Annotated in this window: 12 protein-coding genes; 4 read left to right on the top strand and 8 right to left on the bottom strand. The window is 70.0% G+C overall.

Going from position 1 to position 12,119, the window contains the following annotated elements; translation table 11 throughout:
• Positions 1–38 precede the first annotated feature (38 nt).
• Together DFJ67_RS19885 and DFJ67_RS19880 are read right to left on the bottom strand one after the other, a co-directional pair.
• On the bottom strand, positions 39–1,217 hold the full coding sequence (locus tag DFJ67_RS19885; RefSeq protein WP_116069365.1) for an acetoin utilization protein AcuC: 1,179 nt from the start codon (positions 1,215–1,217) through the stop codon (positions 39–41).
• A gap of 25 nt (positions 1,218–1,242) precedes the next feature.
• Positions 1,243–2,076, bottom strand: coding sequence for a sulfurtransferase (locus DFJ67_RS19880; RefSeq protein WP_116069364.1), 834 nt, complete (start codon positions 2,074–2,076; stop codon positions 1,243–1,245).
• A 91-nt stretch (positions 2,077–2,167) separates the two neighbouring features.
• Between DFJ67_RS19880 and DFJ67_RS19875 the strand changes: the two genes are divergently transcribed.
• Positions 2,168–2,851 (top strand): iron-dependent transcriptional repressor DtxR, encoded by a 684-nt coding sequence (locus DFJ67_RS19875; protein ID WP_116069363.1) that lies wholly within the window; start codon positions 2,168–2,170, stop codon positions 2,849–2,851.
• A 610-nt stretch (positions 2,852–3,461) separates the two neighbouring features.
• On the opposite strand, the gene DFJ67_RS19870 is transcribed toward DFJ67_RS19875, so the two are convergent.
• The 3 genes from DFJ67_RS19870 to DFJ67_RS19860 all read right to left on the bottom strand — a co-directional run bounded on the left by DFJ67_RS19870 (position 3,462) and on the right by DFJ67_RS19860 (position 5,614).
• Entirely contained in the window at positions 3,462–4,082 is a 621-nt protein-coding gene (locus tag DFJ67_RS19870) for a hypothetical protein (RefSeq protein WP_116069362.1), read from the bottom strand.
• Between the two features lie 97 nt (positions 4,083–4,179).
• Entirely contained in the window at positions 4,180–5,364 is a 1,185-nt protein-coding gene (gene lhgO, locus DFJ67_RS19865; protein ID WP_116069361.1) for an L-2-hydroxyglutarate oxidase, read from the bottom strand.
• A gap of 10 nt (positions 5,365–5,374) precedes the next feature.
• Positions 5,375–5,614 (bottom strand): C1orf53 family protein, encoded by a 240-nt coding sequence (locus DFJ67_RS19860; RefSeq protein ID WP_116069360.1) that lies wholly within the window; start codon positions 5,612–5,614, stop codon positions 5,375–5,377.
• Positions 5,615–5,726: 112 nt separating this feature from the next.
• On the opposite strand from DFJ67_RS19860, the gene DFJ67_RS19855 reads away from it, so the two are divergent.
• Together DFJ67_RS19855 and DFJ67_RS19850 are read left to right on the top strand one after the other, a co-directional pair.
• Entirely contained in the window at positions 5,727–6,041 is a 315-nt protein-coding gene (locus DFJ67_RS19855) for a hypothetical protein (protein ID WP_116069359.1), read from the top strand.
• A 29-nt stretch (positions 6,042–6,070) separates the two neighbouring features.
• A complete protein-coding gene (locus tag DFJ67_RS19850) occupies positions 6,071–6,349 on the top strand; it encodes a DUF6582 domain-containing protein (RefSeq protein WP_116069358.1) in 279 nt (92 codons plus the stop codon).
• Positions 6,350–6,413: 64 nt separating this feature from the next.
• Here the strand turns inward: DFJ67_RS19850 and DFJ67_RS19845 are convergent, their stop codons facing one another.
• From DFJ67_RS19845 to DFJ67_RS19835, 3 genes are all read right to left on the bottom strand, one after another.
• Entirely contained in the window at positions 6,414–9,320 is a 2,907-nt protein-coding gene (locus DFJ67_RS19845; RefSeq protein ID WP_116069357.1) for a vitamin B12-dependent ribonucleotide reductase, read from the bottom strand.
• A 38-nt stretch (positions 9,321–9,358) separates the two neighbouring features.
• Positions 9,359–9,862, bottom strand: coding sequence for a transcriptional regulator NrdR (nrdR, locus tag DFJ67_RS19840; RefSeq protein ID WP_116069356.1), 504 nt, complete (start codon positions 9,860–9,862; stop codon positions 9,359–9,361).
• Between the two features lie 849 nt (positions 9,863–10,711).
• Positions 10,712–10,963, bottom strand: a complete 252-nt coding sequence (locus tag DFJ67_RS19835; RefSeq protein ID WP_239097588.1) for a LysM peptidoglycan-binding domain-containing protein — start codon at positions 10,961–10,963, stop codon at positions 10,712–10,714.
• 317 nt (positions 10,964–11,280) lie between these two features.
• Between DFJ67_RS19835 and lexA the strand changes: the two genes are divergently transcribed.
• Positions 11,281–12,072: a transcriptional repressor LexA gene (gene lexA / locus DFJ67_RS19830; protein ID WP_239097587.1), complete on the top strand. Its 792-nt coding sequence runs from the start codon at positions 11,281–11,283 to the stop codon at positions 12,070–12,072.
• Positions 12,073–12,119 lie beyond the last annotated feature (47 nt).

Genomic DNA, 12,119 nt, shown 5'->3' with positions numbered 1-12,119 from the left:
CGGTCAGTGTCCGATCGCCTTGCCCATCTTGATCTAGCTCAGTCCCGGGGGTCGAGCGGGTCCAGGCCCAGCAGCGGGAACACCGCGGAGCGGGTCTGGGTGACCGCCCGGTCGACCGCGTCTTCGCTGCCCGGCTGCCAGGGCTGGAACGTGGTGTCGCCGTCGTCGGTCAGCCGCAGCGGGATGGGCCGGCCCGGCATCCGGGCCGCCGCCAGCGCGCGCCAGCCGGCCGGCGTCGGGGTCAGCGGGTCGAGTGGCTCGCCCGTGGCGGTGGCCAGCAGGTGGGTCCAGGTCCGCGGGACGACCTCGACCAGCGCGTACCCGCCGCCGCCGGTCGCCACCCAGCGGCCCTCGCACAGTTCCTCGGCCAGGTCGCGCATCGCGAGGTGTGCGGCGCGCTGGCCATCGACGGACAGGCGCAGGTCAGCCAGCGGGTCGAGCCGGTGGCTGTCGGCGCCGCACTGGCTGAACAGCAGTTGCGGGCGGAACGCGCGCAGCACGCTCGGCACGACGGCGTGGAACGCGCGTAGCCAGCCCGTGTCGCCGGTGCCCGCCGGGAGGGCGATGTTGACGGCGCTCCCCTCGGCGCCCGGGCCGCCGGTCTCGTCGGGAAAGCCGGTGCCGGGGAACAGCGCGAGCGGCGACTCGTGCAGCGAGATCGTCAACACCCGCGGGTCGTCGTAGAAGATCGCCTGGACGCCGTCGCCGTGGTGGACATCGATATCGACGTACGCGATGCGCTCGGCGCCCTGGTCCAACAGGCGGGCGATCGCCACCGCGGGGTCGTTGTAGACGCAGAATCCGGACGCCCGGCCGGGCATCGCGTGGTGCAGCCCGCCGGCGATGTTGACGGCGTGTCGCGCCTCGCCGCGCCAGACCGCTTCGGCTGCCGCGATCGTGGCGCCGGCGATCAGGGCCGATGCGTCGTGCATGTGGTCGAAGACCGGATTGTCCGGCGTGCCGAACCCGTACCCCTTGAAGAAAGGATCATGGGGTGCCGCCCGCACGGCGTCGAGGTAGTCGGCCCGGTGCACCCGGGTCAGGGCCGCGTCGTCGGCCGGCGTGGGCTTGACGATCCGCACGCCGGGCCGGTCGAGGACGCCTAGCTCGCGAGCCAGCGCGATGGTCAACTCGACCCGGACCGGATCGAGCGGATGATCACCCATGTCATAGGCGAGCAGATCTTCGTCCCACACCACCACGGCGCCGTCCGGCATGGCGCCATCGTGCCACGCGGCGCGGCTAATCTCCGGTCGCCACCGGTCGCGTGGGGTCGGTCACCCAGTCACTCCAGGAGCCAACATAAAGAGCGGCGTCGGTACGCCCGGCGCGGTGCAGGGCCAGCACGGTGTGCGCGGCGGTGACGCCGGAGCCGCAGTAGGCGCCGACCGGCACGCCCGCCAGGACGCCGAGGTTGGCGAACTCGGTGCGCAGGTCGTCGGCCGGTCGCAGCCGGCCGTGGTCGTGGGTGTTGAGGACGGTCGGGCGGTTGACGGCGCCGGGGATGTGACCGGCCGCCGGGTCGACGGGCTCGAACTCGCCGCGGTAGCGCGGCCTGACCCGGGCGTCGATCAGCACACCATCATGGGCGATTTCGGCCGCTTCGTCGGCGGTGATGCTCGGCAGGCTGCCCGGCTTGACGTGTATCTCACCTTTCGTCACGTCGGGCGTTTCGCGGGTCACCGGGTGGCCGTGCGCGACCCAGGCGGCGATGCCGCCATCGAGGATCCGGGTGTCGCGGTGGCCGGCCCAGCGCAGGATCCACCAGGCCCGGGCCGCGGCGTGGCCCTCGCCGGCGTCGTAGACCACGACCGGGCGACCGCCGGTCACGCCCTTGTCCCGCAGCACCATTTGGAGGGCGGCCGGGTCCGGGAGCGGGTGGCGCCCGTTCTGCCCGGGTTTGCCGGCTAATTCCGTGTCGAGGTCGATGTACGACGCGCCCGGGATGTGACCCGCGAGATACTCATCGCGTCCGGGTGGGCCGCCGAGCGTCCAGCGGGCGTCGAGGATCGTTGTGCCGGCCAGGTGCGACAGCAACTCGTCGGGATCGATCGTGAGATCATCGGCGGAAACCACGCGCTCCAGTCAACACCCGCTCCGCACCGTTCGCGGCGTCGGGGCCGTCGGCGTGGCGAGGTAATATCGACAGCTAGGAGGGCCTTCTGCCGTGAATCACCTTGTCGACACGACCGAGATGTATTTGCGCACCATCCTCGAGTTGGAAGAGGAAGGTGTGCCGGCGCTTCGCGCCCGGATCGCCGAGCGCCTGCACCAGAGCGGCCCCACGGTCAGCCAGACCGTTGCCCGCATGGAGCGCGACGGCCTGCTGACCGTCGAGGGCGACCGCCACCTGCACCTGACCAGCATGGGTCGCGAGCAGGCGGTGTCCGTGATGCGCAAGCACCGGCTCGCTGAGCTGCTCCTGGTCAACGTGATCGGCATGCCCTACGAAGAGGCACACGAAGAGGCCTGTCGCTGGGAGCACGTGATGAGCGACGCGGTCGAGCAGAAGGTCTACGACCTGCTCAACCGCCCGACCCGGTCCCCCTACGGCAACCCGATCCCCGGCCTCGACGCCCTCGGCGACCTCCCGACCGAGCTCGACGGCTTCGACCACAAGGAGCGCAACCTGGCGTTCCCGGGGCTCACCGGCCAGGTCATAGTCCGGCGCATCTGCGAGAGCGTGCAGACCGACTCTGATGTCCTCCGCCAGCTGCACGCCGCCGGCGTCGACCCCGGCGCGACCGTCACGGTCGCCCAGGAGCGTGACGGCGTGATGATCGACCGTTCGGGTGACCAGGTCCGCCTCCCCCGCGAGGTCGCCTCCCGGGTCTTCGTCGCCGCACACTGAGCCACACCGCCGTGGGGGCTTTCCCCGCCGGCGGTCGGGGGCCATCGTTAGGCGGCTTGACCGCCGCCAGCCAGCGGCAGGCCCCTTCAACGCGGCTTGATCGCCGCCGCCCGGTGGCAGGGCCCTTCCAACGCGGCTTGATCGCCGCCGCCCGGCGGCGGGCCCCTTCCAACGCGGCTTGATCGCCGCCGCCCGGTGGCAGGGCCCTTCCAACGCGGCTTGATCGCCGCCGCCCGGCGGCGGGCCCCTTCCAACGCGGCTTGATCGCCGCCGCCCGGCGGCGGGCCCCTTCCAACGCGGCTTCATCGCCGCCGCCCGGCGGCGGGCCCCTTCCAACGCGGCTTGATCGCCGCCGCCCGGCGGCGGGCCCCTTCCAACGCGGCTTCATCGCCGTCGCGCGGCGGCGGGCCCCTTCCAACGCGGCTTGATCGCCGCCGCCCGGCGGCGGGCGCCCTTCAACGCGGCTTGATCGCCGTCGCGCGGCGGCGGGCCCCTTCCTAGGCGCCCCGATCGCCGCCCTCGAGCGGCAAGGCCCTCCCTATGGCGGCTCGCTTGCCGCCGCCCAGTGTCAAGGACCCTCCTCAGGCGGCCTGGTCGCGGCCTCGCCGCGTCAGGGCTTCTTGGGCGGCTTGACTGTTTCGACCTCTTTGGCGAGGGTGACCAGCTTGCCGGCCAGGGCCTTGGGCGGCGCGGGCGCGTCCAGCGCGCCGGTGAAGCGCAGCGACATGAGGCGCTTGTCCTTGGTGAGCCAGCAGATCTCGAGCCCGGCGCCGGCGTCTTTGGCCGCGGCGACCGGAGCCTGATAGGCGGCCAGCCCGAGCCCCTTGATCGCGGTCGCGCCCTTGTCGGGAACCACGTCCGACTTGAAGACGTCGGCGTCCGCGCTGGTCTTGCTGATCGTCAGGGTGAGGTCGGGCAGGTCGGCCTGCTCCGCCTGCACCACGCACGTCGTGGTCTGCCCACTCTGACTCGCGGCGGCGACGTCGAACTCGGCGCCGATCGTCTTCTTGATCGTCTCGTAGTCGAAGAACACGCACGCCCCGCCGGCCTCCGCGGCCGGGTAGCTGATCTCGACGGGCGTCCTGATCCGCTCCGGCGGCGGGTCGTCGGCGCAGCCCGCGGCGGCACCGACCAGCGTCACGGCCGCGCCCAGGCAGACCAGCCGAGCGGCCACACTGGACGGTCTGGCGGCCAGGGCCGGGTCGCTGTGGCGGCTAGGCAGCAGGACCACAACAACTCCTCGATCGACTAGCTGGTCAGCACGGGAGTGCACCGCCCGAAAAGATACGACGTCATCGGGCGGCGCGGAAGTCCGGGTTGTCCGTCGGTCAGGTCGGGAGTTGGGCGACGATGTGCTTCGCGATTTCCAGGGAACTGGTCGCGGCGGGCGACGGTGCGTTGAGCACGTGCACCTGGCGGTCGCGGGCGACGATCAGGAAGTCGTCGACCAGGCCGCCGTCGCGGGCGATGGCCTGGGCGCGCACGCCGGCGCCGGCCGGGACCAGGTCGGCCTCGGTGACCGCGGGCACGAGGCGGGCCAGGCTCTCGGCGAAGAGGCGGCGGCTCAGCGAGCGGCGTACCTCGGTCAGCCCGTAGCGGTAGTGCTTGCGGGCGAGGCGCCACAGACCGGCGTACCCGATGAGGTCTCCGACGTCCCTGGGGTTGATCTTGCTCCAACGGTAGCCCTCGCGGGCCAGCGCGAGCACCGCGTTGGGTCCGGCGTGGACGGTGCCGTCGATCATGCGGGTCAGGTGGACGCCGAGGAACGGGAACTGCGGGTCGGGAACCGGGTAGATCAGGCCCCGAACCAGTCCCCGCCGCTCTGGCGTCAATTCAAAATATTCACCCCTAAAGGGTACGATTCGGGCCGGCGGCTCGACGCCCGCGAGGCGCGCGACCCGGTCGGCGTGCAGGCCGGCGCAGTTGATCAGCACGTCGGCCACCACGTCGCCCGACCCGGTGTGCACGACCTGCTCGCCGCCGCGCGCCGTGATCCCGGTGACCTTGGTGCCGAGGCGCAGCGTGGCGCCGGCCTTCTCGGCCAGGTCGGCGAGCGTCGTGCAGACGGCGGTGAAGTCGACGATCCCGGTCGACTCGACCCGCAGCGCCGCGACGCAACGGATCTCGGGCTCGAACTCCTTGGCCTCGGCAGCGCCGACCAGCCGGGCCGGGAGGCCGTTGGCGACCGCCCGCTCGTGCAGCGCGTGCAGGCGGGGCACCTCGGACTCGTCGGCGGCGACGATCAGCTTGCCGCAGATCTCGTGCGCGATGCCGTGCGTGGCGCAGAAGTCGACCATGGACGCCCGGCCGGCCGCGCACAGCCGCGCCTTGAGACTGCCCGGCTTGTAGTAGACCCCCGCGTGGATCACGCCCGAGTTGTGCCCGGTCTGGTGCGCGGCGACCCGCGGCTCCTTGTCGATCACGGTGACCGACGCGTCGGGGTGATCGAGGGTGATCCGGTGCGCGGTGGCCAGCCCGACGATGCCGGCCCCGATGACGACGTACCGAGTCATGGCGCGAACCTTATTTCACGTACGGACAGTGCCGGCAGCCCCGGCCGCAACAGGTGCCGCGCGCCGCGAGGAACCCGGCCGAAAGGACGAACAGGCCCGTACGCGGGTCGAGATATCCGGCCGAACCGGCGGCCAGCGCGCCATTGTGGGCGGTCAAGATCTCCGCCCGATAGGTGACGTCGGCGGGCATCCGGCTCACGTGCGGTTGATCCAGCGGACGCTGTTCACGCTCACCGTCGGCTGCCGTCATGTCACCACCCGTACCCTATCGGACCTATCGGACCTGTCGTCCGCTGCCTTAACGGCCCTCGCCGGTTATATCCCAAGAGGCATCATCCGTACGACGAGAGGGCGCCACCGGCATGACCACGACGCAGCAGCCCGCGCACCAATCCTTGCGCGAAGACCTGGCCGAGCTCGCCCAGACCGGGGTGCCGGGGCAGGCCCAGCCGTTCGACCTGCGCGAGACGGGGGCGTTCGTCGACCGGGAGCCGGTGCTCGAGGTGCTGATGTCGGTGCGCCGGGTCGACGGCGGGCCGCCGTACCCGGCGATGTATCTGGGCCCGATCGCCGAGCCGGCCCTCGGCCGCGCGCAGGACGGCCTGGCGTTCGCCGCCCGGATCGACCCTCAATGTCCGGATCGGGTCTTCGTCGACTGGACCGCCTGCGCCGCATAGCCGCTGGTGGGCTGGGTAACGGTCGAACTATGGAGACCACTTGGAAGCCCGTCAACGAGGGCGACGAAGGAACCCTGTCGAGCGGCGAGAAGCGCAGCCTCCCGGACACCGTTTACGCGTTCCCCGACAAGCGCAAGGAGCCGCTGACCGACGCCGACCACGTGCGGAACGCGATCGCGCGCTTCGACCAGGTCAAGGACGTCACCGACAAGGAACGCGACCAGGCGTTCGCGAACCTGAAGAAGGCGGCCAAACACTTCGACGTCGACATGACCGAGACCGACTGGCACCAGTTGGGCAAGCCGTAGCGGCTCACGCATGGGAATGTCCCCCGGACTACTCGCGTCCGGGGGACATTCTTTCTGCTTGAGGTCAGCTGCAGCCGGAGGTCGAGCCGCAGCCTTCACACACGTAGCAGCTGCCGGCCGGGCGCATCTTCGTGCCGCAGGTGAAGCAGAGCGGCGCGTCGGCCGATCGGCCGATCACGGCCTCGAGCAGCTCGGTCGACGAACCGACCCGCGGCGACGGCGCCGCGATCTGGACCGGGATGTCGGCCGTGGCCTTCGCCGGCTCGGCCTTCTCGTCGGTCGCTTCCGTCTTCTCTTCGGCCGGCTTCGCCTCGATCGGCGCCGATGACGCCATCTGGGTCAGGTCGACCGCCGCGGCCTCGGCCTCTGCCTCGGCGCGGAGCTGGGCGGCCCTCTCCTTGGCGGTGAAGATGCCGAGCTCGGCCCGTCGCTCGTAGGGCAGGAAGTCGAGCGCCAGGCGGCGGAAGATGTAGTCCATCACCGACGCGGCCATGCGGATGTCGGGGTCGTCGGTCATGCCGGCGGGCTCGAACCGCATGTTGGTGAACTTGCCGACGAAGGTCTCCAGCGGCACGCCGTATTGCAGGCCGATGGAGATCGCCACCGAGAACGCGTCCATGACGCCGGCCAGGGTCGAGCCCTGCTTCGACATCTTGAGGAAGACCTCACCGAGGCCGTCGTCGGGGTAGGACGACGCGGTCAGGTAGCCCTCGGCACCGCCGACAGAGAACGACACCGTCTCCGACGGGCGCTTCTTCGGCAGGCGCTTGCGGACCGGGCGGTATTCGACGACCTTCTCGACCGTCTTCTCCGCGGCCTTCTCCACCTCGACGGGCGCCTCGGCCTTGGCCTTGTTGGGCTTGGCCGCCGACAGCGGCTGGCCGACCTTGCAGTTGTCGCGGTAGATCGCGAGCGCCTTGAGGCCGAGCTTCCAGCCCTCGAAGTAGATCTTCTCGACGTCTTCGACGGTCGCCGACTCCGGCATGTTGACCGTCTTGGAGATCGCGCCGGAGATGAACGGCTGGACGGCCGCCATCATCCGCACGTGGCCCATCGGCGCGATCGACCGCTCGCCCATCGCGCAGTCGAACACCGCGTAGTGCTCGGGCTTGAGGCCCGGCGCGTCGACGACGTGGCCGTGGTCGGCGATGTGCTCGACGATCGCCTCGACCTGCTCCTCGGGGTAGCCGAGGCTGCGCAGCGCCCGCGGGACCGTCTGGTTGACGATCTGCATGGAGCCGCCGCCGACCAGCTTCTTGAACTTGACCAGGGCCAGGTCAGGCTCGACGCCGGTGGTGTCGCAATCCATCATCAGGCCTATGGTGCCGGTCGGTGCGAGCACCGAGGCCTGCGCGTTGCGCCAGCCCGACTTCTCACCGATCTTGAGGCCCTGCTGCCACTGCTTAGACGCCTCACGGGAGATCGCGGTCGCGACCGCGCTCGGTGCCTTGATGTCGTCGCTGGCGGCGGCGTGCTTGCGCATGACCCGCTTGTGCGGCTCGGCGTTGCGTGCGTAGCCCTCGTAGGCGCCGACCACGGCGGCCATCTCGGCCGAACGCCGGTAGGCGGTGCCGGTCATCAGCGACGTGATCGCGCCGGCGAGCGAACGCCCACCGTCGGAGTCGTAGGGCAGGCCGGACGCCATCAGCAGCGCGCCCAGGTTGGCGTAGCCGATGCCGAGCTGCCGGTAGGCCCGGGTGGTCTCACCGATCTTCTCGGTCGGGAAGTCGGCGAAGCAGATCGAGATGTCCATTGCGGTGATCACGAACTCGACCGACTTGACGAACTTCTCCACCTCGAAGCCACCGTCGGCGCGGAGGAACTTCATGAGGTTGAGCGACGCCAGGTTGCACGACGAGTTGTCGAGGTGCAGGTATTCGGAGCACGGGTTGGACGCGGTGATCCGGCCGGTCTCCGGGCAGGTGTGCCAGTCGTTGATCGTGTCGTCGTATTGCAGACCGGGGTCGGCGCACTCCCACGCGGCCGTCGCGATCGTGCGGAACAGCTTCGACGCGTCGACCGTCTCGATCACCGAGCCGTCGAGCCGCCCACGCAGGTCGAACGGACCGTTGGCCTCCACAGCGCCCATGAACTCGTCGGTCACCCGAACCGAGTTGTTGGCGTTCTGGTATTGCACGCTGACGATGTCGGCGCCGCCCAGGTCCATGTCGAAACCGGCGTCGCGCAGCGCCCGGATCTTGTTTTCCTCACGGGCCTTGGTCTGCACGAACTCTTCGACATCGGGGTGGTCGACGTCGAGGATGACCATCTTCGCGGCACGCCGGGTGGCGCCACCGGACTTGATCGTGCCGGCCGACGCGTCGGCGCCGCGCATGAAGCTGACCGGCCCGGACGCGGTGCCGCCCGAGGACAGCAGCTCCTTGGACGAGCGGATCCGCGACAGGTTGACCCCGGAGCCGGAGCCGCCCTTGAAGATCAGCCCCTCCTCCTTATACCAATCGAGGATCGAGTCCATCGAGTCGTCGACGGCGAGGATGAAACACGCGCTGACCTGCTGCGGCGACGGCGTGCCGACGTTGAACCAGACCGGCGAGTTGAAGCTGAACACCTGGTGCAGAAGCATGTAGGTCAGCTCGTGCTCGAACACCTCGGCGTCGGCCGAACTGCCGAAATAGCCGTTGTCCTCGCCCGCCTTGCGGTAGGTCTTCACGACCCGGTCGATGAGCTGCTTGAGCGACCACTCCCGCTCCGAGGTGCCGACGGCGCCCCGGAAGTATTTGGTGGTCACGATGTTGGCCGCGTTGACGCTCCACGACTCAGGGAACTCGACGCCACGCTGCTCGAAGTTGATCGAGCCGTCACGCCAGTTGGTCATCACCACGTCGCGGCGTTCCCACGCCACCTCGTCGTAAGGGTGGACACCCTCGGTCGTCCACACCCGCTCGACCTTGAGCCCGGTCGCCCCCACGGCCCGCGCTCGACTCTTGCCAGCGGCCACGTCGCCCGCCATGTCACCTGCCCCCTCGTTTACGAACACATTCAAAAGCTCTACTTGGTACGCGTTTCCGCGTTGACAACCGCAGCCGCGGTGCCCTCGAGTCGCGCGGCGGCGGCAGCGCGCAGCGTCTCGATCTCGGTTTCGAAGTCGCTCAATGACTCGAACGAGCGGTAAACGCTCGCGAAGCGCAGGTAGGCAACCTCGTCTAGGTCGCGCAGCGGGCCGAGGATGGCGAGCCCCACATCGTGGCTCGGGACCTCGGCGGCCCCCTTCGCGCGGACGGTCTCCTCGACCTTCTGTGCCAGCAGCGCGATGGAATCCTCGTCGACCGGCCGCCCCTGGCACGCCTTACGCACGCCAGTCACGATCTTGGTGCGGCTGAACGGCTCGGTGACCCCACTGCGCTTGACCACGGCGAGCACGGCTTCCTCGACGGTGGTGAACCGCTTGCCGCACTCGGGGCATGACCGGCGCCGCCGGATCAGCTGGCCGTCATCGGCCTCGCGCGAGTCGACGACCCGCGAGTCGGGGTGTCGGCAGTAAGGACAACGCATCGCCGACCCTCCTCTCCTGGACTGATCCTGCGGGCCACGCTAGTGGGCCCCTGTGACAGTTTTGGCGGCGCTGATCGCGCCACTCCCGCCGCCGTTTCCGCACACGCCTCTGGACAACGGCCAACCACCACCGGTGGACACCGCTGTGCACAACTTGTGGGAAAGGTGTGGGTAACTCTGCCGAGTCTACCCCTACCTGTGGACAACTTACATACCTGTAACTACTACATCTAGGGGTTCGACCGTAGGCGGCCCACGTCGCTGGGTCAAGCTGAGCGGGCGTGTCGCCACTGCCACGTTTCTGTCCCAGCGTGATTCGAGTGACTCCTGTGACCCGCCACACGACCCCGGAACCGCAGCTCGGACCCGGCGACCGAACGCCCGTCGACTCGGCGCCAACACATCGACGCACAGCCACGCGGATGGCTGTCAGCGGCCGCGCGACCCGGACATGATCTGGGCCGCGGCGTGTCGGTGGCCGGAACCAGGACCGGATGCCGCCACCGGGGTCGGGCGCCATCGCGGCCGGTGTTCGCTGACGGGCTCGGCACTGGCCCAACCGGCCTTGCGGTGGAGGTGCCCGCTGACCGCTGGCACACCGCCGGAGCCGGCCTGCTGGCGCTCCGCGGGTGCCGACCGGGCGCAGCTCCGGGTGGTCGGGCCGCCCAACCCACGTGGTCCGTTTGCCCAGCACCGCTAGCCCGACCTGATCAGCCCACCGGCACGGACCACCCGGCCGCAGCGCGGCCGCACCCATCGCCGGCGGAGCGCAGCGCGGCCGCACCCATCGCCGGCGGAGCGCAGCGGCCCACGGTTACAGCGCGAAGCGCAGTGGCCCACGGTTACAGCTCAGTCGGAAGGCAGGATCAGCTCCTGCCCGGCGTAAACCGTGTAGCCGTCAAGGTGGTTCAGGCGGCGGATCTCGTCGATCACCGCGAACGGCACCACGCTCGGCCGGTGCCGGGCCGCGACGGACCACAACGTGTCGCCCGGTTGGACGACGGCCACCGCGGGTGGACTCGCGGGATCGGCAGCCTGGGACGCCGGCGACAGGAGCGCGGCCACGCCGCCCACCATCGCCAGGAACAGGGCGACCAGCACCAGCCGACCGCGGCGGGTCAGGCGGAGCCTGGGCCTTGGTCGAGCCGGTGCGCGGCTCACCGCCAGCCTTCGTAGACCGCCTGCCACATGGCCCGAAATGCTGACCACGCTCATCCCGACCCCCAAGATCGAACGCCAGTTCGATAGTACGGACGTACGATGGTTTATCAGAACAGGCGTTCGGATGTCGACCCCAAACGCGCGACACGCCGGACGCGGATGTCGTACAGATGTTTGAAACTGTCTCAACCCACCGATACGGTCATGGTCACCCCAACCGCGAATTAGGGCATCACAGCCGACCAGGGAGGACGGACGTGTCGACCGACGACCGGGCGAGCCGGCAGCACCAACCGCAGAGAATCGCGTCCGAAGCCGCGTCGCCAAGTGCGCGCAAGCGGGGCGCAGCCCGGGCACGCGCGACCACGTCCGAGGTCAGAGCCGTGGCACCGGTTGTGAGCAGCTTCCCCGATGTGACCGCCGCCGAGCTGACCGCCCGGCAGCGACGAATCCTCGAATTCATCCGTGACTGGGTGGAGCGCTATGGATACCCACCCAGCGTGCGCGAGATCGGCGAGGCGGTCGGGCTGGTGTCGCCGTCAAGCGTCGCCTACCAGCTCAAGGAGCTCGAACGTAAGGGCTTCCTGCGGCGGGACCCCAACCGCCCCCGCGCCGTCGACGTGCGCCAACCGGCCGACCTGGTCGACGAGGAGACCGCGCGGGCGCAGCGGCCGGCACCGGCCTACGTGCCGATGCTGGGTGCCATCGCCGCCGGTGGGCCGATCCTTGCCGAGCAGGCCGTGGAGGACGTCTTCCCCCTCCCCCGCGAGCTCGTCGGCGAGGGCGACGTCTTCATGCTCCACGTCAAGGGCGACTCGATGCTCGAGGCCGCCATCTGCGACGGCGACTGGGTCGTCGTCCGGCAGCAGCCGACGGCCAACAACGGCGAGATCGTGGCGGCGATGCTCGACGGCGAGGCAACGGTCAAGACCTTCCAGCGCCGCGACGGCCACGTCTGGCTGATGCCGCGCAACCCCGCGTTCGACCCGATCAACGGCGACGAGGCCACCATCATGGGCCGCGTCGTGGCGGTCCTCCGCCGGATCTGAAGACCGAGTCGGGGCCTGCCGCCACCAACCGGCGGGCCCCGCAACAT

The organism is Asanoa ferruginea, assembly GCF_003387075.1.
Lineage (GTDB): Bacteria > Actinomycetota > Actinomycetes > Mycobacteriales > Micromonosporaceae > Asanoa > Asanoa ferruginea.
This window is presented reverse-complemented; position numbering and strand designations above follow the sequence as displayed.